The 25,379-nt window shown below is 71.6% G+C and carries 24 protein-coding genes and 1 pseudogene; 8 read left to right on the top strand and 17 right to left on the bottom strand.

The features are described from left to right. Positions 1-466: 466 nt before the first annotated feature. Positions 467-682 (top strand): sialidase family protein, encoded by a 216-nt coding sequence (locus AB0F91_RS37640; protein WP_360605613.1) that lies wholly within the window; start codon positions 467-469, stop codon positions 680-682. Between the two features lie 66 nt (positions 683-748). Continuing rightward, positions 749-1,342, top strand: coding sequence for a sialidase family protein (locus AB0F91_RS37635; RefSeq protein ID WP_360605611.1), 594 nt, complete (start codon positions 749-751; stop codon positions 1,340-1,342). Between the two features lie 62 nt (positions 1,343-1,404). On the opposite strand, the gene AB0F91_RS37630 is transcribed toward AB0F91_RS37635, so the two are convergent. From AB0F91_RS37630 to AB0F91_RS37610, 5 genes are all read right to left on the bottom strand, one after another. Further along, positions 1,405-2,994 carry an ABC transporter ATP-binding protein gene (locus AB0F91_RS37630; RefSeq protein WP_360605609.1) on the bottom strand — a complete coding sequence of 530 codons (1,590 nt, stop codon included), beginning with the start codon at positions 2,992-2,994 and terminating at the stop codon, positions 1,405-1,407. An 11-nt stretch (positions 2,995-3,005) separates the two neighbouring features. Then, positions 3,006-3,878, bottom strand: a complete 873-nt coding sequence (locus AB0F91_RS37625; protein WP_360605607.1) for an ABC transporter permease — start codon at positions 3,876-3,878, stop codon at positions 3,006-3,008. Further along, a complete protein-coding gene (locus tag AB0F91_RS37620; RefSeq protein ID WP_360605605.1) occupies positions 3,875-4,831 on the bottom strand; it encodes an ABC transporter permease in 957 nt (318 codons plus the stop codon). The genes AB0F91_RS37625 and AB0F91_RS37620 overlap by 4 nt, the downstream gene beginning before the upstream one ends. A gap of 3 nt (positions 4,832-4,834) precedes the next feature. Continuing rightward, a complete protein-coding gene (locus AB0F91_RS37615; protein ID WP_360605603.1) occupies positions 4,835-6,466 on the bottom strand; it encodes an ABC transporter substrate-binding protein in 1,632 nt (543 codons plus the stop codon). Between the two features lie 138 nt (positions 6,467-6,604). After that, a complete protein-coding gene (locus AB0F91_RS37610) occupies positions 6,605-8,395 on the bottom strand; it encodes a gamma-glutamyltransferase (RefSeq protein WP_360605601.1) in 1,791 nt (596 codons plus the stop codon). A 70-nt stretch (positions 8,396-8,465) separates the two neighbouring features. On the opposite strand from AB0F91_RS37610, the gene AB0F91_RS37605 reads away from it, so the two are divergent. Both AB0F91_RS37605 and AB0F91_RS37600 read left to right on the top strand, forming a co-directional pair. Then, positions 8,466-9,338: a LysR family transcriptional regulator gene (locus AB0F91_RS37605; RefSeq protein WP_360605599.1), complete on the top strand. Its 873-nt coding sequence runs from the start codon at positions 8,466-8,468 to the stop codon at positions 9,336-9,338. A gap of 26 nt (positions 9,339-9,364) precedes the next feature. Beyond that, positions 9,365-10,507, top strand: a complete 1,143-nt coding sequence (locus AB0F91_RS37600; RefSeq protein WP_360605597.1) for a hypothetical protein — start codon at positions 9,365-9,367, stop codon at positions 10,505-10,507. A 3-nt stretch (positions 10,508-10,510) separates the two neighbouring features. On the opposite strand, the gene AB0F91_RS37595 is transcribed toward AB0F91_RS37600, so the two are convergent. The 8 genes and pseudogenes from AB0F91_RS37595 to AB0F91_RS37560 form a co-directional block, all read right to left on the bottom strand. After that, a complete protein-coding gene (locus AB0F91_RS37595; RefSeq protein ID WP_360605595.1) occupies positions 10,511-10,966 on the bottom strand; it encodes a hypothetical protein in 456 nt (151 codons plus the stop codon). Positions 10,967-11,452: 486 nt separating this feature from the next. After that, positions 11,453-12,313, bottom strand: coding sequence for an SAM-dependent methyltransferase (locus tag AB0F91_RS37590; protein ID WP_360605593.1), 861 nt, complete (start codon positions 12,311-12,313; stop codon positions 11,453-11,455). A 157-nt stretch (positions 12,314-12,470) separates the two neighbouring features. Beyond that, positions 12,471-13,304 carry a DMT family transporter gene (locus tag AB0F91_RS37585; protein WP_360605591.1) on the bottom strand — a complete coding sequence of 278 codons (834 nt, stop codon included), beginning with the start codon at positions 13,302-13,304 and terminating at the stop codon, positions 12,471-12,473. A gap of 191 nt (positions 13,305-13,495) precedes the next feature. After that, on the bottom strand, positions 13,496-14,305 hold the full coding sequence (locus AB0F91_RS37580) for a DNA-formamidopyrimidine glycosylase family protein (protein ID WP_360605589.1): 810 nt from the start codon (positions 14,303-14,305) through the stop codon (positions 13,496-13,498). Between the two features lie 102 nt (positions 14,306-14,407). Beyond that, entirely contained in the window at positions 14,408-14,536 is a 129-nt protein-coding gene (locus AB0F91_RS37575) for a hypothetical protein (protein ID WP_354870323.1), read from the bottom strand. 85 nt (positions 14,537-14,621) lie between these two features. Then, positions 14,622-15,663, bottom strand: a pseudogene (locus AB0F91_RS37570) (aldehyde dehydrogenase family protein). An 813-nt stretch (positions 15,664-16,476) separates the two neighbouring features. Beyond that, entirely contained in the window at positions 16,477-16,668 is a 192-nt protein-coding gene (locus tag AB0F91_RS37565; RefSeq protein WP_360605587.1) for a hypothetical protein, read from the bottom strand. 76 nt (positions 16,669-16,744) lie between these two features. After that, a complete protein-coding gene (locus tag AB0F91_RS37560; protein ID WP_360605585.1) occupies positions 16,745-16,948 on the bottom strand; it encodes a hypothetical protein in 204 nt (67 codons plus the stop codon). Between the two features lie 4 nt (positions 16,949-16,952). Here AB0F91_RS37560 and AB0F91_RS37555 point away from each other — a divergent pair, with 4 nt between their 5' ends. Continuing rightward, positions 16,953-17,114: a helix-turn-helix transcriptional regulator gene (locus tag AB0F91_RS37555; RefSeq protein ID WP_360605696.1), complete on the top strand. Its 162-nt coding sequence runs from the start codon at positions 16,953-16,955 to the stop codon at positions 17,112-17,114. Here the strand turns inward: AB0F91_RS37555 and AB0F91_RS37550 are convergent. The 3 genes from AB0F91_RS37550 to AB0F91_RS37540 are packed head-to-tail and all read right to left on the bottom strand — an operon-like array spanning position 17,105 to position 18,686. Further along, positions 17,105-17,365, bottom strand: a complete 261-nt coding sequence (locus AB0F91_RS37550) for a DUF6510 family protein (protein WP_360605583.1) — start codon at positions 17,363-17,365, stop codon at positions 17,105-17,107. The genes AB0F91_RS37555 and AB0F91_RS37550 overlap by 10 nt on opposite strands. Next, the gene (locus AB0F91_RS37545; RefSeq protein ID WP_360605581.1) at positions 17,362-18,114 is read right to left on the bottom strand and encodes a ferredoxin reductase; all 753 of its coding nucleotides are present in this window, start codon (positions 18,112-18,114) and stop codon (positions 17,362-17,364) included. The genes AB0F91_RS37550 and AB0F91_RS37545 overlap by 4 nt, the downstream gene beginning before the upstream one ends. Beyond that, positions 18,084-18,686 carry a sulfite oxidase-like oxidoreductase gene (locus AB0F91_RS37540; RefSeq protein ID WP_360605579.1) on the bottom strand — a complete coding sequence of 201 codons (603 nt, stop codon included), beginning with the start codon at positions 18,684-18,686 and terminating at the stop codon, positions 18,084-18,086. Before AB0F91_RS37540 ends, AB0F91_RS37545 begins: the two co-directional genes overlap by 31 nt. 206 nt (positions 18,687-18,892) lie before the next feature. Here AB0F91_RS37540 and AB0F91_RS37535 point away from each other — a divergent pair, with 206 nt between their 5' ends. The 3 genes from AB0F91_RS37535 to AB0F91_RS37525 all read left to right on the top strand — a co-directional run bounded on the left by AB0F91_RS37535 (position 18,893) and on the right by AB0F91_RS37525 (position 22,977). After that, on the top strand, positions 18,893-19,159 hold the full coding sequence (locus AB0F91_RS37535) for a hypothetical protein (protein WP_360605577.1): 267 nt from the start codon (positions 18,893-18,895) through the stop codon (positions 19,157-19,159). 1,054 nt (positions 19,160-20,213) lie between these two features. Further along, complete coding sequence (locus AB0F91_RS37530; protein ID WP_360605575.1) at positions 20,214-21,569, top strand: MFS transporter; 1,356 nt, start codon at positions 20,214-20,216, stop codon at positions 21,567-21,569. Positions 21,570-21,954: 385 nt separating this feature from the next. Then, positions 21,955-22,977 carry an LLM class flavin-dependent oxidoreductase gene (locus AB0F91_RS37525; RefSeq protein ID WP_360605573.1) on the top strand — a complete coding sequence of 341 codons (1,023 nt, stop codon included), beginning with the start codon at positions 21,955-21,957 and terminating at the stop codon, positions 22,975-22,977. 603 nt (positions 22,978-23,580) lie between these two features. Here AB0F91_RS37525 and AB0F91_RS37520 read toward each other — a convergent pair. Next, positions 23,581-25,326, bottom strand: a complete 1,746-nt coding sequence (locus AB0F91_RS37520; RefSeq protein WP_360605571.1) for an amidohydrolase — start codon at positions 25,324-25,326, stop codon at positions 23,581-23,583. Positions 25,327-25,379 lie beyond the last annotated feature (53 nt).

Genomic DNA, 25,379 nt, shown 5'->3' with positions numbered 1-25,379 from the left:
TCGGCCTCCAGGTGCGCCGGGAACAATCGCCGCCGCACGGCGCGTGCGCGGTCCGCCGCGATCCCGGCGGCACTTCACAGGAGTCAGGACGGAGCCGGGATCATGGGATCGACACGTTTCGCGACCGGGTGCCGGCGACGGCCGCCGCCGTGGCGGGGCTGGGGACGCTGCCCGCTGCGCTCGCGTCGGCCGACGTCGCGAGCACGGTGGTGTTCCAGACCAGCACCGGAGGGTACGACTGATTCCGCATTCCCGCGGTGGTGAAGGCACACAACCGAGACCTGCTCGCGTTCGCTGAGGGATGGCACACGGGGGGCCGATTGCGTCGACATCGGTGATGTGGCCGTGGAGCTCAAGCGGTCGAAGGTCAACGGCAAGACCGGGAGCGCGTCGACCATCGCGGTGCAGGGATTCGGCGACACCAAGGACAACACGGTGCCCATCGTGCGGCCGACTCGGGCGGATCGTGCTGCTGACCGACATGCAGTGCGTGAAGTCGGGCCCGTGCGCGCGGCAGCCGCGCGTGAGCTACAGCGACGACAACGGCGCGACCCGGACGGCGCCGAAATCGCGCACCGCGCGGCTCGGCTTGACCACCGAGCCGTGCTGGCTCGCCACCGGCCCCGGCCCCGGCATCGTGCTGCGCACGGCGCGCACGCCGGCCGGCTGGTGGTCGGCATGAGCTCCCAGGCGAACGCGTCGAGCGGAGGCGTCGGCGCCCTCGTCTCCAGCGACGACCAGGCACCTGGTGAACCCACAGGAGATCAGCGTCACCGACCTCGCCGACGGGCGCGTCTACGCGGCCGCGCGCAACGGCCACCACACGACGAAAGCCGACGCGTGCGCCATCCACAACCGCGCCTTCGTGATCAGCTCGGACGGCGGGGCGATCTTGACCCAGAGGTTCGCCGTGGAGCCCGATCTCACGATCCCGCGCGGGCAGGGTTCGGTGCCGGAGATGAGCGCGACCACAGCCGGCGGCGCGTACGCCCGGCTGCTGGTCGCCGGACCGTCCACTTGCGACCGGTGCAAGAAGCTGCGCGTGCGCTCGTCGTTCGACGAGGGCGGCATGTGGAGCAGCGACGCGAACAGCCTGCTCGTGTTGGGCCAGGACGCTTCCTGCCCGGGCCTGGTCTCGGTCAGCCCGAAGTCGGTCGGACCGCTCTACGAGGCCGCGGTGCCGAGCTCCAGGCCGACGCCGGCGTCCGGTGGCCCACGGTCAGCGAGGCGCAGCTCGGCGCCCGGCGTACGGCACCGCCGACGGCGAATCGACTCGGCCCGGCTGACCACGGCGGGCACCGCGTACCTGTCCTACCACCGGCCAATGGCCAGAACCGCATGACCACCACGCCGCGGTTGAACCGAGGGGCCTCCGGCTCGACCAGGCCGAAGGACCCTCGCCGGTCACCGCGTGAACGTGTCCGCCCCGGGCACGGCATCAAGCAGCTGCCGGGTGTACGGATCGGCCGGCGAGGAGAGAACCTCCCTGACCGGCCCGTGCTCGACGACGCGGCCCGCCTGCATCACGAGCACGTCGTGGGCCAGGGACCGGACCACGGCGAGGTCGTGGGAGATGAACAGGTAGCTGAGCCCGAGCTCCTCCTGCAGGGTCCGCAGCAGCCCGAGGATCTGGTCCTGCACCAGCACGTCCAGTGCCGACACCGGTTCGTCGCACACGACCAGCCGGGGACGCACCGCCAGCGCCCGGGCGATGGCGACGCGCTGGCGCTGGCCGCCGGACAGCTCGTTGGGATAACGCTGGGCCAGCGCGGCGGGCAGTGCCACCTGGTCGAGCAGCTCCGCCACCTGCCTGCGTCGCGAGGCGCGGTCGCCGACGCCGAAGGTCCGCAGCGGTTCGGTGATGAGGCGCTCGACCGTCCACATCGGATCGAGCGAGGCGTACGGGTCCTGGAACACCGGCTGCATCGCGCGCCGGGCGGCCCGCAACCGGGCGCCGCGCAGGCCGATGACCTCGGCGCCGTCGAGGCGGATCGTGCCGGACGTCGCGGGCACCAGGCCGAGCACCATGTGCGCGGTCGTGGTCTTGCCCGAACCGGACTCGCCGACGATCGCGGTGGTCCGCCCGTGCCCGACGGTGAACGACACGTCGTCCACGGCTTGCAGCGCACCTCCGCCGCCCCGGACGCGGTACTCCTTCGACACGTGCGACACCTCGAGCACCACGTCGGCGGCCGATGCGGCCTCGTGCATCGGACCGGTCAACGACGGGGCCGCCGCCACCAGCCGCTGTGTGTAGCCCTCCCGCGGCTCGGTCAGCACCTGGCGCGCCGGCCCAGTCTCGACGATGTCCCCCTCGGACATCACCACGACCCGGTCGGCCCGGTCCGCCGCCAGCCCCAGATCGTGCGTGACCAGCAGCAACGCCGTGCCCAGCTCCTGCGTGAGCTTCTCCAGGTGGTCGAGGATCTGCCGCTGCACGGTCACGTCGAGCGCGGAGGTCGGCTCGTCGGCGATGAGCAGGTCGGGCCGGCAGGCCAGGCCGATCGCGATCAGCACGCGCTGGCGCATCCCGCCCGAGAACTCGTGCGGGTACTGCCGTGCCCGCCGCGCCGGTTCGGGGATCCCGGCCTCGCCGAGCAGCTCGACCGCCCGGGTCCAGGCCTCCCGGCGTGCGCACATCCGGTGCGCCACCAGGGTTTCGGCGACCTGCCGGCCGACGCGCGCCACAGGGTTGAGGTTGGACATCGGGTCCTGCGGCACCAAGCCGACCTCGCGTCCACGCAGGCGCCGCAGCCGCTTCTCCCCGGCGTGCGTGAGGTCCTCGCCTCGCCACCGGATCGCGCCGCCGGTGACGCGCCCCGCGCCGGGCAGCAGGCCGATGACCGCGTGGGCGGTGGTGGACTTGCCGGAGCCGGACTGGCCGACGACCGCGACGCGTTCGCCGGGCGCCACCTGCAGGCTCACTCCCTGCACGGCCCGAGTGCGGCCGAAGGACACCTCGAGCTCGCTGACTTCCAGGAGCGGTTCGGTCATCGTGGTCCCCTTCACCGCGTGCTCTTCGGGTCCAGCGCGTCGCGCAGGGCGTCGCCGAACAGGTTGAACCCCAGGCAGATCAACGCGAGCGCGATCCCGGGGAAGATGCCCGGCCAGGGCGTGCGGAACAGGTACTGCTGCGCGTCCGACAGCATGATCCCGAGGCTCGGCGCGGGTGGCTGGATGCCGAGGCCGAGAAACGACAGCACCGCCTCGCCGATCACCGCGATCGGCATGATCACCGTGGCCTGCACGATGATCGCCGAAGCGGCGTTGGGCAGCACGTGCTGCCCGAGGATGCGCCACGGCCCGGCGTGCATCGTGTTCGCGGCGAGCACGAAGTCGGTTTCCTTGAGCCGCAACGTGTCCGCGCGCACCACGCGCGTCATCGTCGGGATCTGGGCGATACCGAGCGCGATCGCCGCGTTGGTGAGGCCGCCGCCGTTGATGGCGGCCAGTCCGACCGCGAGGATCAGGAACGGGAACGCCAGCATGAGGTCCGCGAGCCGGGAGATGAGCGCGTCGAGCCAGCGCCAGTACCCCGACAGCAGCCCGAGCGGCACGCCCACGACCACGGCGAACAGCACCGACAGCGCCCCGACCTCCAGTGACGCGCGGGTGCCGTAGAAGACGCGGGAGAGGATGTCGCGGCCGAGGTCGTCGGTGCCGAGGGCGAACCCGACCGTGCCCGGTTGCTGGAACGGCGTCTCGAAGTGCACCTCGGTCGGCGCGTACGGCGCCAGCAGTGGTGCGAACACCCCGGCGATCACGACGATCAGCAGCAGCACGCCGCCGATCACGCCCAGCGGGTTGTGCAGGAGCCGGCGCGCCACGCGGCCGTGGGCACGGGCCAGTGGCGCGGGGGTCTGTGCGGCGATCGTCATCGGGTCCTCCCGGAGACTCGCAGGCGTGGGTCGATGACCGTGTAGAGGAAGTCGACGAGCAGGTTGATCACGATGTATGCCGCCGTGATCACGAGGACCACGGCCTGGATCACCGGGTAGTCGCGGGTGAACACCGAGTCCAGCGTCAGCTTGCCGATGCCCGGCAGGCTGAAGATGCGCTCGGTGACCACGGCACCCGCGATGAGCCCGCCGAGCTGGAGCCCGACGATGGTGGTGACCACGATGAGGCTGTTGCGCAGGCCGTAGCGGAAAATGACGGCCGCGCGCCCGAGTCCCTTCGCCCGCGCGGTGCGCACGAAGTCGGCGGTGAGCGTCTCGACCATCGACGACCGGGTCTGCCGCTGCACGACGGCGGCGTGGGTGAGGCCGAGGATCACCGCCGGCAGCGTGAGGTAGTAGATCCCGCGCAACGGCTGGTCGAACGGCGACACGTAACCGGACGCGGGGAACCACCGCAGCTGCACGGACAGGTAGAGCACGGCGAGGATGCCGAGCCAGAACGTCGGCACCGACAGCGCGAACAGCGAGAAGCCGTTCGCGCCCCACTCGGGCCAGCGGCCGCGGAACACCGCCGCGACGACCCCGGCGAGCACGCCGATGAGGACCGCGACCAGCATCGCGAACACGGCGAGCTGCACCGTCACCGGCAGGGTCGCGCCGATCATCTCGCGCACCGGGGTGCCGGTGCGCACGGACTTGCCGAAGTCGCCGGTTAGCGCGTGGCCGACGAACTTGAAGTACTGCACCGGCAACGGGTCGTCGAGCCCGAGCTGCGCGCGTACGGCCGCGATGGCGGCGGGATCGGCTTCCTCGCCGGCCATCGCCGTCGCGGGGTCACCGGGCAGCGCGCGCACGTCGATGAACACCACGATCGACGCGAGCACCAGCGTGAGGGCGGACTGCCACAGGCGGTGGAGGAGATAACGTCCCACGGCTCAGCCCTCCTGACTGCCGACGAACGCGGCCTTGCCGAGCCGGACCACCCCGTCCGCGTACACCTGGATGCCGGTGACGCGGGTGGAATGTACGGTGAGGTTGCGGACCCGGTAGGTGTAGACGATCGGGTTCTGCTGCTGGATCAGCCGCACAGCCTGCCCGTAGAGCGAGGCGCGCTGCTTCGTGTCGATGCTGCGCGCGGCACTCGACAGCAAGTTGTCCAATGTGGGCGAGTTGAAGCCACCGTAGTTGCCGCCCGAGCCGGTGGAGAGGAAGCGTGCGGTGTTGGCGTCGGGGTCGATGCGGCCGGACCAGCCGAGCATCAGCGCTTCGAACGTGCCGCGCTTCTGCACGTCCAGCAGGGTGGAGTACTCGACCGGCACGATCTGCACGGCGAAGCCGCCCTCGGCGACGCTGGCCTGCAGGGCCTGGGCGTACCGCAGCTGGTCCTGGGTGTTGGTCACCTGCAACGAGATCGGGAACGGCACGGGCACCCCGGCCTCTTTCAGCAGCTGCCGTGACTTGGCCGGGTCGAACGGTGGGCAGGCGTCGCTGGCCGGGCTCGAATACGGCGTTTTCGGAGCGATGGGGGAGCAGGCCGGGTCGAACCAGTTGTTGAACACGGTGTCGACGAGCGTCTGCCGGTCCAGGGCCAGGGAGAACGCGAGACGGATGCGGGGATCGTCCGCGACGGGATTGTCGATGTGCTTGGTGGGTTTGCCGACGCCGTCGACGTTCCCGGTGTTGAAGGTGACGCTCTGGTAGCCCAGCGACGGGGACTGGAGCACCTTGAGATCGGGGTCCTTGGCCAGCGCGTCGACGTCCTGGGGCGAGATCGTGTCGGCCACTTGGATGTCGCCGGACCGCAGGTTCGCGGCGCGGATGTTGGCGTCGGTCATGATCCGGTAGGTGATGGTGTCCAGGTGGACGTCTTTGGCGTCGTAGTACCGTGGGTCGCGCTCGACGTCGATCTCGGTCTGCGGCACGCGTTTCACGAACTTGAACGGACCGACACACACGGGGTGGTCGCCGAAGTCGTCGCCCTCTTTCGCGAGCGCGGCGGGCGACATGATCATGCCCGCGCGGTCGGCCAGTGCCGCGGTGATCGGGGCGAAAGGCTTCTTGTAGTGCAGCACGACGTGGCTCTTGTCGGGCGCGTCGATGCGGCTGATCGGGCCCATTTCGCTTTTGCGCTGGGAGGTTTTGAGCTCGAAGTGCCGGCGCAGGCTGGTCGCGACCGCCGGCGCGTCGAACGGGGTGCCATCGGCGAAGACGATGCCGGTGCGCACCGGGATCGTGACAGTGAGGCCGTCGGGGGAGACCATCGGCAACGCGGTGGCCAGTTGCGGCACGACGGTGCTGGCATCGTCGATGTCGTAGAGCTTTTCGCAGATCGTGGTCATCACGTAGCGCGTGTAGAGCGAGCTGGACGTGGTGGGGTCGAGCTTGTCGGGCTCGTTGGACAGGCCCATCACGAGGTCGCCGCCGTGCTGGACCGATCGGTTGCCGACCGGGGTGCCGAAGTCGTCGTGGTGCTCGCCGCGGGCGCTCGCGTGTTGCACGGGTACGCACGCCGTGAGTGTCAGCACCGCCAGCCCGGCCAGGAGGGGGAGCAGGGACCGAGGAGACATGGCGAACAACGTACGTCGGTTTTTCCCCGACTCCATTTCTGGATGGTTAATGCGTGTTAAATCGTTATTCGCCAAAAATGAGCATGCCGAAAAGCGGGCCCGGGAATCGGGTCCGCTTTTCGGCGGGAAGTGCGGTGATTATCGCCCGGCGGCGTATCCCTGCATTCCTCGGGGGTTGGCCGCGGCCGAGAGAACGCCGGTCTCCGGGTCGCGGGCGACGGCGCACAACCTCCCTTCGGACCAAGGTTCTCCGACGGTCACGACGTGGCCTCGGTGCTCCAGTTCGGCTATGACGTCGTCGCCTATCCGCGATTCCACGGTGACGCTGCCGGCCACCATCGCACGCGGGTAGAACGAGCCGGGGAAACTGTCGGTGTGCCAGTTGGGGGCGTCGATCGCGCCCTGCAGGTCGAGGCCGCTGCGCACTTTTTCGCGCAGTGCGACGGCGAGGAAGAAATGCGCGCTCCACTGGTCCTGCTGGTCGCCGCCGGGCGTGCCGAAGGCCATCACGGGCACTCCGTCGCGCGAGGCCAGCGATGGCGTGAGCGTGGTGCGCGGGCGCTTGCCCGGGGCCAGCGAGTTGGGCAGGCCGGGGTCGAGCCACGCCATCTGCAGGCGGGTGCCGAGCGGGAACCCGAGCTGCGGGATGACCGGGTTGGACTGCAGCCAGCCGCCGCTCGGCGTCGCGGCGATCATGTTGCCCCACCGGTCGACCACGTCGAGGTGGCAGGTGTCGCCGCGCGTCGCGCCGTCCTTGGCGACGGTCGGCTCACCCGCGCCGGCGGCCGTGGCCACGGCGCCGCCGCTCGCCACGTACCGGGCGTGCTTGCTCAGGCGCGGTTCCCGGCCGTCGGGGCTGCCGGGGCGCAGCTCGTGCGAAGCGCGTTCGCCGATCAGCTTGCGGCGGGTTTCGTTGTAGGCGGGGGAAAGCAGCGTGGTGATGTCGACGTCGGCGCTGTCGCCGTACCAGGCTTCACGGTCGGCCATCGCGAGCTTCGTGCCCTCGATGAGGGTGTGGTAGTAGTCCGGCGTGGCGTAGTCCAGGCCGTCCGCGTCCGGCAGGAGCGCGAGCTGCTGCAGCAGCGTCGGGCCCTGGCTCCACAGGCCCGCTTTCGCGATGGTCCAGCCGTTCCAGGTGAACGTGACCGGGTCCTCGTAGGTCGCGCGGAAGGCGGCGAGGTCGTCGCCGGTCAGGGTGCCGGCGTGGCGTTCGCCGGAGGTGTCCATGGTGGGCTTCGCGGCGAACTCGGCGATGGCTTCGGCGATGAAGCCTTCGCGCCAGACCTTGCGGGCGGCCTCGATCTGCGTCTCGCGACTCGCGCCGGCGGCTTCGGCCTCGGCGATGAGACGGCGCCAGGTGTTCGCGAGGGCGGGATTCTTGAAGAGCGCGCCGGGCCTCGGTGAGCGGCCACCCGGCAGGTAGAGCTCGGCGGAGGTGGTCCACTCGGATTCGAACAGCTCGCGCACGGTCTCCACGGTGGTGCCGACGCGGTCCACGGTGGGGTGGCCGTTCTCGGCGTAGGAGATCGCGTACTTGAGGACCTCGCGCAGCGGCTTGGTGCCGTGGTCGTGCAGGAGCAGCAGCCACGCGTCCACCGCGCCGGGCACCGCGGCGGCCAGCGGGCCGGTGCCGGGCACGAGGTCGAGGCCGAGCGAGGTGTAGTGCTCGATCGTGGCGCCGGCGGGCGCGCCCCCCTGTCCACACAGGACCTTCGGCGTGCCGTCCGCCGGGGCGACGATCATCGGCACCTCGCCGCCGGGGCCGTTGAGGTGTGGTTCGACGACGTGGAGCACGAACGCGGCCGCGACGGCGGCGTCGTAGGCGTTGCCGTCGTCTTCGAGCACGGCCATCGCGGCGGCCGAGGCGAGCCAGTGGGTGGACGACACCATTCCGAAGGTGCCCTGCAACGTGGGACGGGTCTGGAACATCCCTGCATCGTCGCGCGTAGGTCGGCGTACGTCAAAGACATGTATGACACCGTTCCGATAGCCTGGTGCTATGGAACGTCGCCAGCTCGAGTACTTCGTCGCGATCGTCGAGCACGGCGGCTTCACCCACGCCGCGCGGGCGCTGCGGGTCGCTCAGCCGTCGCTGTCGCGCGCGATCGCCAAGCTGGAGCACGAACTGGGCGTGGCGCTGTTCCACCGCGTCGGCCGCAACGCCGTGCTCTCCAGCGCGGGCGAGTTCATGGCCGACCGCGCCCGCCTGGTGCTGCGCGACCTCGATGCGCTGCGCGCCGCCGCCCGGGCCGTCGGCGACGGTCTCGCCGGGCGCGTCGACGTGGCGGCCACGTCGTCCTCCGCGCTGGAGCCGGTGATCAGCATCATCGCCGACCTGCGCGAACGTCACCCGGGCGTGCTGGTGAGCACCTCCTCGGCGCTGTCGGCGGCGGAAGCCGTGGCGATGGTCCTGCAGGGCCGCTGCGAGGCCGGCGTCTGCGGCAGCGCGGAACGCCCGGCGGGCCCGGGGTTGGTGGCCCACCACCTGCGTGACGAGGAGTTCCTGCTTGTCGCGCCGCCGGGCTCGGGCGTCACGGACCCGGTCGAGTGGTCCGACCTGCGGGGGATGCGCTTCGTCGTCACCAAACCGGCCACGGCCGTGCGCGCGCTGTTCGACCGCATCGCCGCGACCGTCCCGGACGTCGCCATCGCCGCCGAGGTGGGCGACCGCAGCGTCGTCCTCCCGATGGTCCTGCGCGGCATCGGCGCCGGCCTGATGCCCGACGGCTGGACCGACCTGGCTCGCCGCGCCGGCGCGGAGGTCGTGCGGTTCTCCCCGGCTGAGCGGCTGCCGCAGTGGCTGGTGCACCGGTCTGGGCCCATCACGGCGGCTACGCAGGCGTTCCTGGACACGACTCTGGCGGCGCGGTAGCCGCTCTCGGTTCAGGCTTGTGGTGGATGTGGCCGAGCGGGTCGCAGTCCTACGGTCGATTGTGTAGTGGGCCGAATACTCGTGGTGACAGGAGTGGAGTGTGGTCCAGCCAGGCGAGTTCTCCGCCCTGGTCGCCTTCGGGTCAAGAAGGGCGAGCTGGCGGCGCTCGAGACCCTCGACCAAGCCGAACACCTGAACCACGTGCAGCCCCTGCTCCAGTTCGAAGAGTCGGAGGCGTCACCGGCGAACCACTCGACAGAGTCGAGGCGGCCGTCCGCAAGCTTCGCAGCCTCGGCCGTCTGGCGATGATCGATGCTTCAGAAGTGGCCGGCGACGCCGGGTTCGGCGGCGGGCCGGCCGGCGCGCCCGGGGAACTGGCCGATCGGCTCGCGTATCCCCGCGACCTGCTCGAAGACCAGGAACCGATTCCCTTCATCCCGGTCATCCGCGCCCGCGCGGACGAACGCCAAGTCACCGTGCTCGGAAGACTGTGTGACGAGCTCGGCGCGGGAGGTGCAATCCGAGTCGGCGGGGAGGTGCCGAGCCGTGACGCGATGGAGCGCCTTCTCGAGGTGCTGTCCGTCGACGCGGGTGACCTCGACTTGATCGTCGATCTCGGCTACGTCCCGGAGTTGCCGTCCGGGCTGGCGGATCGGGTCGGCGGCATCCTGCGCGCAGCCGGTGGTTCCGGCAACTTCCGCTCCACGAGCGTGGTGCGCGGCTCGATTCCCGATTCTCTTGCGCAGACCGCGGTCTGGGCGGCTCCCCGAATCGAAGAACAGGTGTGGCGTGCTCTCCTCGGTGCCGGCGCCGAGGGCCTGCGTTTCGGCGACTACGGCGTGGTCCACCCCGGCGCGGGCAAGGGGTTTCTCAGCAAGCATGTCGCCATGAAGTACACCTGCCTGGACCATTGGCTGTACTCGCGGGAGCGCATCCCGGACGAAACCGGCGAAGCTCAACCGGAGAGTCGCACCGCGCGCACGTTCCGAGCCGTATGTCGGAACGTGGTCGAGTCCGAGAGCTTCGCCGGTCCGGAATTTTCCTGGGGCGACCGGGAAATCCGGGAAACAGCCGAAGGCCGGGGCGACGGCCCCGGTACGAAGACCAAGGCCATCGCCGTCGCCACTTCGCACCATCCTGCCCGCCTCGCTGCTCAGGCCGCGGCGTAGGCGTCAGCTGAACCTGGCCGAAGCCACCATCCCGTCGAAAGCCGCGTCCTGGGCCGGAGTGCCGGCGTGTTCGAAGATGAGGAGTTTGCTGGTGGGCAGCCACCACATGCGGACCTGGTTGTTCTGCGCCGGGTCCTTGCACGTTTCCTGGAAGCGCGCGTACTCGGCCTTCTTCGGGCCGACCGAGGCGAAGCCGTGTTCCAGGACCGCGCCGCCGGTGGCTTCGGAGGCGGCGCCGGGATCGGCGGAGGGGCCGACGCACGTGGGGACGTCCGTGCCGGGGTACCGGCCGAACGCGCGCGTCGGGCTGGGGAGGTTGATCATGCCCTCGGCGGCGGCCTGGCGCAGGTCGAGGATCTTGCCTGCGCATGCGAAGGTGGCCGACTGCAGGCAGGCCTCATGGCCGGGGTCGCGCGACTCGACGGCGTACTGCGTGCCGGTGGGGAGGGTGACTGTCATGGTCGCGACGGTCGCCGTGACGCCGTCGGCGGAGGGGGAGGACGGTTGCGGGGAAGGGGCGGGGGAGCTGGTGCCCGGAGCGCCGCCGAGCCGGCCGACCTCACCCGCCGCGCTGGGCTGTGTTCGGCCGGTGGTGGTCTGCGTGCAGGCCGTCAGCATCACCGCCGCCGCGAGCGTGACGGCTGCCGCAAACCAGGACCTTCTTCGCACCGCTGTCCCTCCCTCAGGCCCCGGTGTCTCCGACGTCGGGCAACGCGGCCGGGTTCCGCGCCGGGACGATGCCGGCAGACACGCGAGCTCCACGGCGAGCTGCTCGACGTCCACAGTGGTCAGTGGGGGACCGGCCGGCGGGGGCGGCGGTCACTGCCGGTTGCCCGGACTCGAGCGCGCGGTCTCGGCGGGATCGCGGTAGGCGACCACGGCGTCCGCGCCCAGCAGGGGTGGTCAGCGCCGAGCCGAAGTTGCCGCTCGCGCCGGTCACGAGGATTACGGCTTGCGCGCGATGCCGCCGACGATGAGGCGCTGGGCCACGTTCATCCGGGACAGGCGGGGACCGGCCGGCCACCAAGCCGCCAGCGGCACGATCTCGGGCTCGGCGCCCGGGCCCTGCGGCACGAGCTCGAGACCGTGGAACAGCTCCCGGATCTCCGCGCGTGTGCGCATGGTCGCGCCGCCGAGCGCGCCGCTGCGGACGGTCTCGATGAGCTGCTCCATGGCGTGCGCGTCGTCGGAGCCGTCGTGCGGGTCGAGGATGTGCGAGATCACCACGAACGAACCCGGCGGCAGGCGGTCGATGAACTCCTGCGTGACCTCCGCCGGGCGGTTGCGGTCGCCCTTCCAGTGGTGCAATGTCGCGACGAACAGCAGGGCGATCGGCCTGGTCCAGTCCAGGTGCCCGCGCACGACCTCGTCGTCGAGGATGCTGGTGGGCCGGTAGATGTCGCCCTCGACGTAGCGGGTCCGCTCGTTCTCTTCGAGCAGCGCGCGGCCGTGCGCGGTGACCACCGGGTCGAAGTCGGTGTACACGACCTTCGCTTCGGGGTTGACGCGCTGCACGACCTGGTGCACGTTCTCGGCCGTCGGCAGGCCCGACCCGCAGTCGAGGTACTGGTCGATCCCGGCGTTGCGCGCGAGGAAGGTGCACGCGCGGATGAGGAACGCCCGGTTCTCGACGGCGAGGTCGCGCACCTCCGGCATCTTCTCCGCGAGCTCGCGGGCGACCTCGCGGTCCACTTCGTAGTGCGTGTTGCCGCCCAGCAGGTAGTCGTAGACGCGCGCGACGCTCGCCCGGTTCGGGTCGACGCCAGGCGGGCTGTCGAGTGCCGATCGGTCCGCGTGCTGCGACATCCGGGTTCCTCCTCGGCTTGTGTGACGGGTGCGGCACCGAGGGTAGGGGTTCGCTGGTCGCCGCGTAAAACCGGGCGGAGCGGTTCACGCGGCGCGCGAGCGGGACCTGCGCGACGGGTACGTCAAGCAGCCGAAGCCGGCCGGACGCCGGGCGGGGTCACGGCTGGCCGAGCGTGATGGCCGTGACCCCGGCGGCGGCGATGACGAGGCCGGTGACCTGAGGGCGGCTCCAGTGTTCGTGCAGCAGGCCGCGCGCGAGGACGATCGTGATGGCGGGGTAGAGCGACGTGATGACCGCGACCACGGCCAGCTGGCCCGCTCCGGTGGCGGCGACGAACAGCAGGTTGGCAGCGCCACCGAGGATCCCGGCGGCGGTGGCGGGCCACCAGGCGCGCGACCACGACGTCGGCCGCAACCAGATGGCGGCGATCACCAGCAGGAGCACGCCGACGGCCTGGCCGGCGACCAGCGGCCAGCTGCCCGCCGCCGTGCCCGCGCGGTCGAGGCCGATGAACAGGACCCCGAACCCCGCACCGGCGATCACGCCCTCGACCAGGCCGGACCGCTTGCGTTCGGCGTCGTCGCCCTGGTGCTGTGAGACCAGCGCGATGGCCGGCAGCACCAGCCCGATCCCCACCCACGACAGCCACGCCAGCCGGTCGCCGGTCGCGAACCCGACGAGCGCGGGCAGCGCCGCCGCGAGCACGGCGGAGACGGGCGCGACCACGCTCATCCGCGCTGTGGAGAGTCCCCGGTAGAGCGCGAACGTGCCGACGGCCGTGCCGAGCCCGCTGACCGCACCCCACGCGAGCTCGTCGACGTGCGGGGCGCGCGGGCCCATCACCAGCACGGCGACCAGCGCCGCCAGCAGGCTCCACGGCTGCGCCAGGACTGTGACGGCGTTCGGGTCGCTGCGCCGCCCGCCCACGCCGGCGACGAAGTCGGAAGCGCCGTAGCTGAGCGCGGACAACAACCCCAGAAGGACACCCACGGGTCCATTCTGCCGATTTCCCGCCGGGCCGGGGACCGCGGCGTCATCGAGGGAGGTGGCAGGCCCCGGAGGAACGACTCTCAGCCCGGCGGGCCTCGCGCACCGGCGGGCTGGCACGATCTCGCCACTCGCGAGCGGCTGCGCCCGCACGGCGTCTCGCCGGTGTTCCGGCGCGGTGTTGCGGCGCGGTGTCAGTGCGGGAGCTGCTGCTCCGCGCTGCACCACCAGCTCGTGCGCCCACCGACTTTGCCGCTGGCCATGGGTGCATGGTCGCGCGGGCACAGCGCGCCGGGTTTGCGGTAGGGGATCACCGTGAGGGTGTGGACGCCGCCGTGGTCGAGGGCGGCGGTGACGGAGCCGCGGGTGGCGCGCAGGAGGCGGTCGACGGCCGGGCGGTCGAGCTCGTCGACGCGGTGGGCGGGGTGCACGCGGGCGCGCCAGAGGATCTCGTCCGCGAGGAGGTTGCCGATGCCGGCCAGCGCGTGCTGGTCGAGCAGGCGCGCCTTGACCGGGGCGGTGCCCTTGGTCACGGCGGTGCGGAACTCGGCCGGCGTGACCGAGGCGGCGTCCGGGCCGAGCAGCTCGATGTGCGGGTCGAGGGTGATGCGGCCGAGGCGGCGCGGGTCGACGAGCATCATCAGCCCGCCGTCGTCGAAGGTGAGCGCGAAGCGCGACCAGCGGTAGTCGCCCTGCACGCGGCGGCCTTCCCAGTAGTCGCCGCCGTCGATCTCGGTACCGTCGGCGTCGGCGATCACGACCTTGCCGGACATCCCGAGGTGCACGCCGAGCGCGGGACCGTCGTCGGCGGTGTCGCACCACAGCGACTTACCCCGCCGGTGCGCCGCCACGAGCCGGCGCCCGACGAGCGCCTCGCGGATCTCCCCGGGCGCGTGGGGCCGGCACACGTAGGAATCGGTGTCGTCGACGTCGACGATCAACCGGCCGAGCGCGGCCCGGTCGATCACCGATCGGGCCGACTCGACCTCGGGCAGTTCGGGCACGGGCGACTCCGCGGCTCGGGGTGGACACGACGGCGACCATTGTCACCGACGCGACGCGATCCGGGCCGGTGACCCGCGAGCCCGCGAATCACCGGCCGTGCGTCACTGGCAGGCTTCGCAGTCCGGGTCGTCGATGCGGCACGAGGCGCCGTCGGTGAGCTCGAAGTCGAAGTCGTCGAGCACGGGCACGGGCAGGGCCTCGGCCGTCTCGGACGCGGTGGAAGCAGTCATGTCTCTCCCTCGGGTCGGAACAGGTGTCTCCCTCCTGTAGCGCCGAAGATCGTCCGGCATTCCGTGACCCGGATCACGGCGGGCGTCAGAACTGGTAGATCGACTTCACCTGCTGGTAGCTCGCGAGCCCATCCGGTCCGAGCTCCCGCCCGATACCGCTCTGCTTCACGCCGCCGAAGGGAGCGGCGAGGTCCGGGACGTAGCCGTTGATGCCGATGGTTCCGGTGCGCACACGGGCGGCGAGCGCGAGGCCGCGGTCCACGTCGGCGGTCCAGACGCTGCCGGCGAGGCCGTAGTCGGAATCGTTGGCGAGGGCCACGGCCTCGTCGTCCGTGTCGTACGGCGTCCCCGTGAGAACGGGGCCGAAGATGTCCTCGCGGGCGACGGCCCAGCTGGTGTCCACGTCGGCGAGGACGGTTGGCTGCAGGAACCAGCCGTCGTCCAGCCCGCGCGGCCGCGCGCCGCCCGCGACAAGGCGGGCGCCGTCTTCGAGGCCGCGGGCGATCGCGTCCTCGACCGTCTGCCGGTGGTGCTGCGACACCAGCGGGCCGATCTGCGTGGCGGGGTCGAGCGCATCGCCCACGGTGAGCGAGCCGGCGAACGCGGCCAGGGTGTCCACCACTTCGGTGTAGCGGGTGCGGCGCGAGCACGCGGGTGGAGAGGAAGCATGTCTGCCCGTTGTTGATGAGCATCGCGCCGAACAGTGTCACCCGCGCCAGGTCGAGGTCTGCGTCGTCGAGCACGACGGCCGCGGATCGCCCGCCCAGTTCGAGGATCACCGGGCGGATCAGCGCGCCGCAGATCTCGGAGATGCGGCGCCCGATCGCGGTGGACCCGGTGAACGCCACCAGGTCCACGCCGCGGTGCCCCACGACGTACGCGCTGGCGTCGGCTTCGGCGGGAACGACGTTGAGGACGCCCGGCGGCAGCCCGGCCTCGATCGCGGCTTCCGCGACGGCCCGGGTGTCGAGCACCGTCTGCGGCGACGGCTTGAGGATCACCGTGCACCCTGCGGCCAGCGCGGGCGCGTACTTCTGCGCCGCCAGGGCCTGCGGGAAGTTCCACAGCGCGATCGCGGCGACCACCCCGGCCGGCTCGCGCCGGATGTGTGTGGTGCCGCCGAACATCCCCGGGTTGAGTGCCATGCAGGCAGCGTGCGGGCCGCCGCGGGCGAAAACACCCGGTCAGTTCGGCCAGTGGACCGGTTCTCGAGCAGCCGGCTCAGGGTGCGGGCCCGCCCAGTGGACCGATGCGTGGAGCCGTGTCGATCACCCCGGTTGGCTCGGCGCTGGAAGGTCAACCCGACGGCAGCCGCACCCTCCTGCACGAGGTGGCCGGCACCACCGACAAATCGGCCAACACCCAGGGCAGCTCCCCGCTCGGATCGGCGCGAACGGCGAGCTCACCAAGACCGGTGAGTTCGGCGGTCTCCCGCAGACCGTGAACGGCGACCACGCGTCGAGCGACTTCAGCGCCCTCGACAGCCCCGCGGGCATCGACGTCGGCTGACCCCACGCCCGGGATGCGCACCGAAACCGGCCATTCCGGGCAGGCGACCACGGCGGCCCGTGAATCCGGCGGCCCGCTGGGGTCGCCGGCTCGGGTGTTCCTCGCACCGCGCGGCACCTGCAGCTAGCCCGCGACAAGGGTGCGCTCAGCACCCTGCCGCTCGCACTCGCGTCGCACATCGGCGCCCACGTCTACGCGGGCGACCTGGTCACCGCGGCGCACCTGCGCGACGAGCTTGCCGAGGTGTCGCGGGCGACGGGGATCCCCGCGGCGACGTACGGGACGCTGCTGCTGGCGGCGTGGCGCGGCCGTGAGGGCGACGCACGCGACGTGATCACCCGCACCGAAGCCGAGGCAGTGCGGCGCGGCGAGGGGTTCGGGTTGCTGATCGTCGGCTCGGCGCGGGCGGTGCTGTGCAACAGCCTCGGCCACTACGCGGAAGCGCTGGCGTCGAGCGAAGACGCGCGGCAGCGGCCGCCGGTGATGGGCGTGGAGCCGTGGCTGGCGCTGGTGGAGCTGATCGAAGCCGCCACCCGGCTCGGCGAAACCGCCGCGGCCCAGGACGCGTTCGCCAAGCTCGTGGAGACCACGCGCGCCAGCGGCACCGACTGGGCGCTGGGCATCGAAGCTCGCTCACGCGCGTTGCTGGCCACCGGCGAAGACGCCGAGAGCGCTTACCGCGAGGCCGTGGAACGCCTCTCACGCACCCGCATCCGGGGCGAGCACGCGCGGGCACGGCTGCTGTTCGGGGAATGGCTGCGCCGCCGTCGCCGTCGGGCGGACGCCCGCGAACAGCTGCGCACCGCCCACGACATGTTCACCGAGATGGGCATGGCGGCGTTCGCCGAACGAGCGGGCCGCGACCGGCGGCACCGCGCGCAAGCGTTCCGTCGAGACCGGCACGGAGCTGACTGCGCAGGAGGCCCAGATCGTGCGGATGGTGCGCGAGGGACTGTCCAATGCGGAGATCGGCGCGCGGTTGTTCCTGAGCCCGCGCACAGTGGAATGGCACCTGGGGCGGATCTACGACAAGCTCAACGTCACGTCCCGGCGCGGGCTTCAAAGCTGAGCGGGCTCCTCCAGCGCCGCGAAGCCCGACACGTCCACGCAGGCGATCCCGCGTTTCTCCACGATGACCATCAGGATCGCGTCGCAGTGCGCGCAGCGGGCCACCACGCCGGGCGCGTCGCGGTAGACCCGCAGCTGTGCCAGGGGTTCGGTGGCGCCGCAGCACGCGCAGGTTCCGTTGGCCGTGGTCATCTCGCCGCCGAACACCGCGTTGAGGGTGCCGGCGATGGCGTTGCCGTCGAAGGTCGTCATGATGTCCCCGTTCCGCCGAAGCGTTCGGTCCGGATCCGCTCGGGCCGGTGGCCGAGGTCGACGAGCGTGTTCGCCACGGTCTCGACGAACGCGGTCGGCCCGCACACGTAGCCCAGGGGCTCCCCGGCGGGCGGCAGGCCGGTCCGCGTGAGGAAGTCCCGGTCGATCCGCCCGCGCTCGCCCGGCCGGGTGCCCGAGTTCTTGCGAGTGAGTGTGACGCGGATGTCGATCCCGCCGCTTCCCCCGAGCCGGGTGAACTCGTCGGCGTAGATCAGCGTCTCCCGCGACTGCGCCGAATACAGCAGCCGCATCGGCACCGTGCTGCCCGCCGCGGCGTGGTGAAGCAGCATCGAGCGGAACTGCACCACGCCGGAGCCGCCCGCGACGAGCAGCACCGGACTGTCGCACGTGGACTCCCACACGAAGTGCCCGCCGACCGGGCCGCGCAGCTCCACCTCGTCACCGATCCGCAGCTCGTCGTCGAGGTAGGGCGAGACCTCGCCGTCGTCGAGCCGCTCGACCGTGAGCACCACATGGGGATCCCCGGGCGCGGAGGCGACCGAGTAGCTGCGCTCGGCCTGGTAGCCGTCCTCGGCGGTCAGGCGCAGATCGACGTGCTGGCCCGCGCGGTGGCCCGGCCAGTCCGGCACGGCGAAGGCGATGCTGCGGGTGTTCGAGGTCTCCGCGACGAGGCCGGTCACCGTGGCCGGTTGCCAGATCAGTTTCCGGCGTAACGCTGTTCCCGCCATGGGTCTCCGTAGTTGTGGTAGCCGTAGCGCTCCCAGAAGCCGGGCTCGTCCTGCTCGCGCAGGTCGAGGCCCCGCACCCACTTGGCGCTCTTCCAGAAGTAGAGGTGCGGCACTAGCAACCGCACCGGGCCGCCGTGTTGGGGCTCGAGCGGGGCGCCGTCGAACTCGTAGACCAGCCACGCCTTGCCGCCGGTGAGGTCGGCCAGCGGCAGGTTCGTGGTATAGCCGCCTTCGCTGAAGGCGACCGCGTAACCGGCCTTGGTTTCCACGTTGTCGAGCAGCGTGTCGAGCGAGACGCCGGTCCACGTCGTGCCGAGCTTCGACCACTTGGTGACGCAATGGATGTCGACGGTGATCGACTCGGCGGGCAGCGCGCGCATCGTGTCCCAGGTCCAGGTTCCGCGGTTCTTCGCAGCGCCGCGGACGGTGAACGTCCAGTCGCCGGCGACGACTTTCGGCGTCGGCCCGGCGGAGAGCACCGGGAACCCCGGCGTCACGTACTGCCCCGGCGGCACCCGCGCCGGGTCGACCTCGGCGCGGCGCTTGCTGTGGAAGTTGCGGGCGAAGGCCATCAGGCGCACCTCCCGTGCCCGGCTGCTCCGAGTTCCATGCAACGCAGCGTTTCTCCCCGGCCTCGCCCTTCGCGTCGGGGAACCCCCGCGTCCGCCCACCGGGCCGGCCCAACCGGGGTCCCACACCCGGGCGCCCACCGATGCGACCACCCGTCGCCCCGGTGCACCGTGGCGGGCAACGGGAGCAGTCGGGGAGGAGTGAAGGGGTGACCGGCACGATCGGCTCGCGGGCCGGCCTGCGGGTGGTGGTCACGGGGATGCTCGAGGTCCGCGCCGCGCAGGACGGGCGCCTCGACCTGGCCGTCGTCCTGGACGGCTCGGGGGACTGCGTCGCGCTCGAGTTCCCCTCGGATCTCACCGCGCTGACCCGGGCCACCATCCTGCGCCCGGTGACCGCGTCCGGGTGGCTGCGCCAGGCCGGGAAGCACCGGGTCCTGCACGTGGAGTGGCTGCGTCCGGTGCGGGTGCGCTGACGGCTACCGCAGGCGCGAAAATCCTGTCTTCCCCCCGGTTGCGCAGGAGCATCGCGCTTTCGCGCGAATCGGAGAAAACCGGTTGACGCTCGTGGCCCCGCGCCGGTGCCGGACCTCCGGGTGTCCGCAAAGGACTGTCGGAGAGACCGGGCCGGAGATCGTTGCGTTCCAGGAACTGCCACAGAACGCGCCGGGCGCTGGGGTCGGGGCGGCCGCGGAGAAGTTCGACCAGCGCGGTCTCCGCGGCCATCGCGATGAGGAGCCGGGCGGCGGCAACCGGCTGCTGCCAGCCCATCGCCCGCAGGTCGGGCGCGGCGAGGCGGGCCAAGGCGTCGTTGCGGGAGGCGACCTGGCGGCGACCGCCTCGTCGTTGCGGGCCTCCGGCAACAGTGCACGCGCTGCCGCCGGCTGTGTTCGTCGGCAACTCGGTGGGTGGGTACGCCGCGGTGCCGCTCGCGCTCGACGCCCCCGCACGTCGCCGGGCTGGTGCTCGCGAACGGTGCCGGGATCAATCGCCACAAACCCGAGGACGCGCGCGTTCTGCCGTCTGCTCGGCGTGCTCGCGCTCGACCGGGCCCTGATGCCCCGGATGGTGCCCGCATACCTGAAGCCCCGCAACGACGTCGACAGCGGCCTGACGCGCACCAGCGCGGCGCGGCCCACCCGCGCGCCGGTGCGGATCTCGACGCTGCGTTCCGGCGCAGCTTCCCCGGTCCCACGTACGGCCTGCGCGGCGAGGCGACCCGGATCACGGTGCGGGTCCAGCTCGTCTGAGGGCGCGACTTCGTTCTGCACGTCCGGGCCGGCCGGGAGACCCATGCCGCGCTGCCCCGGTCCGGGCCTGGTGACGCTCCACACCGGACACGTGCCCTTCGCGTCCGGTCCGTCCGGTTTCCTGGCCGGGGTCGAGCCGTTCTTCGCCTCGTGCCGGTCGGCCCAAACCGCGTGAAACCCGCCTCTCACCTGGGCAACCCTGTGTGAACCGGCAGACCTCGCCGATCCGGGAGACACTCGTACGCGGCCGCTGAACGGTGGGCGGCCGGAAGGTGGATCCATGGTGGAGGGGAAGGCCGGCGACGTCCAGGTCGTCGAGCCCGCGGTGATCAACCGGGCGGTCGGCGCGGCCGCGATCGGCAACATCACCGAGTGGTACGACTTCGGCGTCTACGGGTACCTGGCGACGACGATCCAGAAGGTGTTCTTCACGGACCTGCCGGCTTCGGCCGGGCAGATCGCGACGTTCGGGGTGTTCGCCGTCTCGTTCCTGATCCGCCCGTTCGGCGGGCTGATCTTCGGGCCGCTGGGTGACCGGATCGGGCGGAAAAAGGTCCTGTCGCTCACGGTAATCCTCATGGCGCTGGGCACGTTCGCGCTCGGCGTGATCCCGAGCTACGGCGCCATCGGCCTCGCCGCGCCCCTGCTCGTGCTGCTCGCCCGGCTGGTGCAGGGCATCTCGACCGGCGGCGAGTACGGCAACGCCATGACCTTCATCGCCGAGTACGCGCCGGACCGCCGGCGCGGGTTCTTCGGCAGCTGGCTCGAGTTCGGCACGCTGACCGGCTACGCGTTCGGCGCCACGATCGCCACCGTGCTTAGCGCGGTCCTGTCCGACCAGGCGTTGCTGACGTGGGGCTGGCGCATCCCGTTCCTGCTCGCGCTCCCGCTGGGCGCCGTCGGGCTCTACCTGCGCCAGCGGCTGGCGGAGTCGCCCGCGTTCGCGCAGCTGCAGGAGACGGAGCAGCAGAACGAGCGCGTCCGGTCGCTGGGCGGAGAGCTGCGCGCGGTGTTCACGAAGTACTGGCCCGCGATGCTTCTGTGCGCCGGGCTCGTGCTGACGTGGAACGTCGCCAACTACATGCTCACCAGCTACATGCCGACCTACCTGACGGAAACGCTGCCCGAGCAGCACACCGGCGTCGGCAAGACGGTGTCGGAGACCCTGCAGATCGTGGTGCTCGTGCTGCTGATGGTGGTGATCACGTTCGTCGGCCGAATGTCGGACAAGGTGGGCCGGCGGCCGGTGATCCTGGCCGGCTGCCTCGGGCTCGTGGTGCTGTCGCTGCCCGCTGTGCTGCTGGTTCGCGCCGGCGGCACCACCTCGACGTTCTTCGGTCTCCTGGTGATGGGGCTCGTGCTGGTGCTGTTCTCGGCGATCCTCCCGTCGACGTTGCCGGCGCTGTTCCCCACGAACGTCCGCGCCGGCGGGCTGTCGATCGCCTTCAACCTTTCGGTGTCCCTCTTCGGCGGGACGACGGCGACGGTGATGAGCGCGTTGGTCTCGGGCACGGGAGACCTCAACTGGCCCGCGTACTACCTGATGATCGCCGGGGTGATCGGCGGTATCTGCGTGTTCTTCATGCGGGAGACGGCGCGCAGGCCGCTGCCAGGGTCGGTCGCGCGCGAGAGTTGACCGGCGCAAGCCGTCACCCGTCCGGGCAGACCCGGCCAGGGAGGCGGCCCGGCAGACCATCGTGGTCGCATGGACAACTCCTTTGATGGCCGCCTGCTCATCGGGGCGATCGGTTCGGCCGCAGTCGCCACGCTGCCGACGTACCTCCGCGCGGTGCGGACGGTCCGGCCCGGCCCGATCTCCGGGCTCGTGACCCACACCGCCGCGACCTTCCCGCCCGCGCACACCGCCGGCGTGTTCGCCGACCGCGTGGTGACCGGCGCGGACGCGGCGACGTGGCCGGCCGGGTGCTGTGGTCGGTTTACCGGCCGCGGCGACCCGCCGCGAGGACGTGAGCCGCACCGCGTGCGGGAATCAATCGCGGCGCGCGTACGCTTCCATGGGCGTGAAGAAGATTGGTTTCCTCTCGTTCGGCCACTGGTCGGACACCGCGCACTCCGAGACCCGGTCGGCGAAGGACTTCCTGCACCAGTCGATCGACCTGGCGGTGGCGGCCGAGGAGCTCGGCGTGGACGGCGCCTACTTCCGCGTGCACCACTTCGCGCGGCAGGCCGGCAGCCCGTTTCCCCTGCTCGCGGCCATCGGCGCCCGCACCTCGAAGATCGAGATCGGCACCGGCGTGATCGACATGCGCTACGAGAACCCGCTCTACATGGCGGAGGACGCCGGCGCGGCCGACCTCATCTCCAGCGGCCGGCTTCAGCTCGGCATCAGCCGGGGATCCCCCGAGCAGGTGATCGACGGCTGGCGCTACTTCGGTTTCGCCCCCGCCGACGGCGAGACCGACGCGGACATGGCCCGCCAGCACGCCGAGGTCTTCCTGAAGGTCATCGAGGGCGAAGGCTTCGCGCAGCCGAACCCGCGGCCGATGTTCGCCAACCCGCCCGGCCTGCTGCGCGTCGAACCGCACTCGCCCGGCCTGCGCGAGCGCATCTGGTGGGGCTCCGGCTCCAACGCGACCGGCGTGTGGGCCGCGAAGCTCGGCATGAACCTGCAGAGCTCCACGCTCAAGGACGACGAGACGGGCGAACCCCTGCACGTCCAGCAGCGCAAGCAGATCGAGGCCTACCGCGAGGCGTGGAAGGAGGCCGGCCACGAGCGCGAACCGCGCGTGTCGGTCAGTCGCAGCATCTTCGCGCTCACCAACGACCTCGACCGCGCCTACTTCGGCCGCGACCGCAACTCGCGCGACCAGGTCGGCATGATCGACGAGAACACCCGGGCGATCTTCGGCCGTTCCTACGCCGCGGAACCCGACGAGCTCGTGCGCCAGCTCAAGGAGGACGAGGCCGTCGAGGCCGCGGACACCCTGCTGCTGACCATCCCGAACCAGCTCGGGGTGGAGTACAACGCCCACGTGCTGGAGAGCATCCTGACGCACGTGGCACCGGAACTCGGCTGGCGCTGAGTTGTCCGCGCCGGCCACCGGGTTTCCCGGTGGCCGGCGCGCTTCCGCCGCCGTTCGCCCGTTCGCGCTGTCTTGGAAGGTGAACCGAATCTGGGGGATTGCGCTCGCTGCCGGCCGGGGACGCGGAAAGCCGGGGCCGGGGTTCGCCCCCTTGGAGATCACCGACCGGCCGACGACGCGACCCCCTGACGCGGCCACGACGGCGTCGAGGCGGGGTTGACGAGGACCGAGCCGGCGACCGCCTGCTACCAGGCGGATTTCGGCTGTCACAGGCTCGTTTCCGAGTCCTCCGTGGACTGTCCCGCGGAAGCGGCCCCGGTCACACCGCCGCCCGCCGCACCGGTCGAGGTGCCGGGCACCTGCGAGGGCTTCCTGCGGAAGATGCTCGCGGCGCTCCCGGACCGCCCGACCGTGGACCGGGTGAACGACGCGTCAACTGCTGCGTGCCGCGCGTGCAGCCCGCCTGTGGGCGTGGACGGCCTGTTCGGTTGCCGCGACGGCAAGGACGTGCGCGTACGGCGGCCGTCCTGGGCCGAGGCGCAGCCGGGTGAGCTGACGAGCGCGGCGAAGTCCCGGCACGGCACGACCCCGCCGCACCGAACCTCAGGCCTCGTGCACCACGCGCCCGCCGACGATGGTCATCGTGACAGCGAGGTCCTTGATCGCGCCCGGCTCGGCGGTCAGGGGGTCGGCGTCGAGGACGACGAGGTCGGCTAGTTTGCCGGGGTCGAGGGTGCCGAGGGTGTGCTCGGCGAACTGCGTCTGCGCGCTGCCGAGCGTGTAGAGGTGCAGGGCCTCGCGGGCGGTGATGGCCTGTTCGGGGCCGAGGACGTCGCCCTTGAGGGTCTCGCGCGTGACCATCCAGCCCAGCGACCACAGGGGACTGGGCGGGACCACCGGGGCGTCGGTTCCTCCGCCGGCGAGCAGACCCGCGTCGAGGATGTCGCGGATCGGCACGGCGCGGGAGCCGCGTTCGGCGCCCCACCACTTGACCTGGTTGGCGCCGAGCAGCACGGGATGGTCCTGCACGCTCGCGAGCAGGCCCATCTTCCGCATGTGCGCGAGGTTCGGGCCGCTGGGCAGGAACAGGTGCATCAGGACCCAGCGCAGGTGCGCGAGCGACGTGTCGCGGTGCACGGTGGCGAGGACGTCGACGATGAAGTCCATCGCCGCGTCGCCGACGACGTGGGTCTGCACCTGGAACCCGTGCCGCGCGGCGCGGCGGTACATCTCGGTCAGCTCGTCCTTGCCGCCGGGCGGCAGGAGCTGCACGCCGTGGTAGCCCGGGCTGGTCTGCTCACCGGGCACGAGCTGGTACGGGTCGCGCAGGAAGCCGCCCTCGACGCCGCCGTCGGAGAGGTACTTCAGGCCGTCGAATCGGAGCATGTCGTCGCCGGTGCGCGGCTTGAACGCCGCCACGGCCGCGTCGACGTCCGCGAGCGACGCGATGCGCCACAGCAGGTGCGCTCGCGTGGTCATCTCGCCGTCGTGCCACAGGCGCGTGTAGATCTCGATCTGCGACGGGTCCAGTCCCGGCTCGGTGACGCCGGTGATGCCCAGCGCATTGTGCTCGGCCATCTGGTCGCGCAGCTGCCGCCGCTGCTGGTCGGCCGACGGCGGGGCCGGCAGCACCGGCGTCACGAGCGAGCGCGCGCGTTCGAGCAGTACTCCGGTGGGCTCGCCGTTCGCGTCGCGGACGATGACGCCGCCCGTCGGGTCCGGCGTGTCGCGCGTGATGCCCGCCAGCTCCAGCGCGCGGCTGTTGGCCGTGGCGACATGGCCTCCGCGCGGGATGAACACCGGGTTCTCGGGCGACACCGGGTCGAGCTCGGCTCGTGCGGGCAGCCGGCCCTCGGCGAGGAGGCTTTCGTGCCAGCCCGACCGCGCCTGCACCCAGGCGCCGGACGCGCTCGCGGCGACCCGAGCGCCGATGGCCGCCACGACATCGGCGATGCTGCGCGCTTCGAGCAGTGAGACGTTGGGCCGGTCGAGCGCCGAGGTGAACTGGTGCAGGTGGCTGTCGATGAATCCCGGCACGACCGCGCGGCCCTTGAGGTCCACGGTGCGGGTGTGCCGTCCGCGCAGGCGCAGGATCCGGTCCGACGTCCCGGCCGCTTCGACGCGTCCGCCGCGGATCGCGATCGCCTGCGCGGTGCGCCCGTGCAGCGCCGCGGTGACTACGTGTCCGTTGTGGAGGATCAGGTCGGCCCCGGCGTCCGGGTGGGCGGCGGCGTTCGCCGGTGTCCCGAGCATCATCGGTGTCACGGCCAGCCCGGCCGCCGCGGCGAACAAGGTCCGCCTCGAGACCGTGGAGCTTTCCCGGCCTTCGGAACCGCACAACTGGCACATACGCCGACCTTTCGGACGAAGACCTGTGGTACATCGCGTGCTTGTGGCGGCGG

The sequence above is a fragment of the Amycolatopsis sp. NPDC023774 genome (assembly GCF_040639695.1).
GTDB lineage: Bacteria > Actinomycetota > Actinomycetes > Mycobacteriales > Pseudonocardiaceae > Amycolatopsis.
Note: the sequence above shows the minus strand (reverse complement) of the source record. Positions and strands in the feature narration are given on the sequence as shown.

Bases quoted from the DNA above. Each gene is read 5' to 3' on its own strand.
- AB0F91_RS37610 (WP_360605601.1), bottom strand. From the start codon at position 8,395: ATGTTCCAGACCCGTCCCACGTTGCAGGGCACCTTCGGAATGGTGTCG.
- AB0F91_RS37540 (WP_360605579.1), bottom strand. From the start codon at position 18,686: ATGGCCTTCGCCCGCAACTTCCACAGCAAGCGCCGCGCCGAGGTCGAC.
- AB0F91_RS37615 (WP_360605603.1), bottom strand. From the start codon at position 6,466: ATGTCTCCTCGGTCCCTGCTCCCCCTCCTGGCCGGGCTGGCGGTGCTG.
- AB0F91_RS37630 (WP_360605609.1), bottom strand. From the start codon at position 2,994: ATGACCGAACCGCTCCTGGAAGTCAGCGAGCTCGAGGTGTCCTTCGGC.
- AB0F91_RS37590 (WP_360605593.1), bottom strand. From the start codon at position 12,313: ATGTCGCAGCACGCGGACCGATCGGCACTCGACAGCCCGCCTGGCGTC.
- AB0F91_RS37575 (WP_354870323.1), bottom strand. From the start codon at position 14,536: ATGACTGCTTCCACCGCGTCCGAGACGGCCGAGGCCCTGCCCGTGCCC.
- AB0F91_RS37530 (WP_360605575.1), top strand. From the start codon at position 20,214: ATGGTGGAGGGGAAGGCCGGCGACGTCCAGGTCGTCGAGCCCGCGGTG.
- AB0F91_RS37595 (WP_360605595.1), bottom strand. From the start codon at position 10,966: ATGACAGTCACCCTCCCCACCGGCACGCAGTACGCCGTCGAGTCGCGC.
- AB0F91_RS37520 (WP_360605571.1), bottom strand. From the start codon at position 25,326: ATGTGCCAGTTGTGCGGTTCCGAAGGCCGGGAAAGCTCCACGGTCTCG.
- AB0F91_RS37545 (WP_360605581.1), bottom strand. From the start codon at position 18,114: ATGGCGGGAACAGCGTTACGCCGGAAACTGATCTGGCAACCGGCCACG.
- AB0F91_RS37550 (WP_360605583.1), bottom strand. From the start codon at position 17,365: ATGACGACCTTCGACGGCAACGCCATCGCCGGCACCCTCAACGCGGTG.
- AB0F91_RS37565 (WP_360605587.1), bottom strand. From the start codon at position 16,668: ATGCCCAGCGCCCAGTCGGTGCCGCTGGCGCGCGTGGTCTCCACGAGC.
- AB0F91_RS37605 (WP_360605599.1), top strand. From the start codon at position 8,466: ATGGAACGTCGCCAGCTCGAGTACTTCGTCGCGATCGTCGAGCACGGC.
- AB0F91_RS37600 (WP_360605597.1), top strand. From the start codon at position 9,365: ATGTGGCCGAGCGGGTCGCAGTCCTACGGTCGATTGTGTAGTGGGCCG.
- AB0F91_RS37625 (WP_360605607.1), bottom strand. From the start codon at position 3,878: ATGACGATCGCCGCACAGACCCCCGCGCCACTGGCCCGTGCCCACGGC.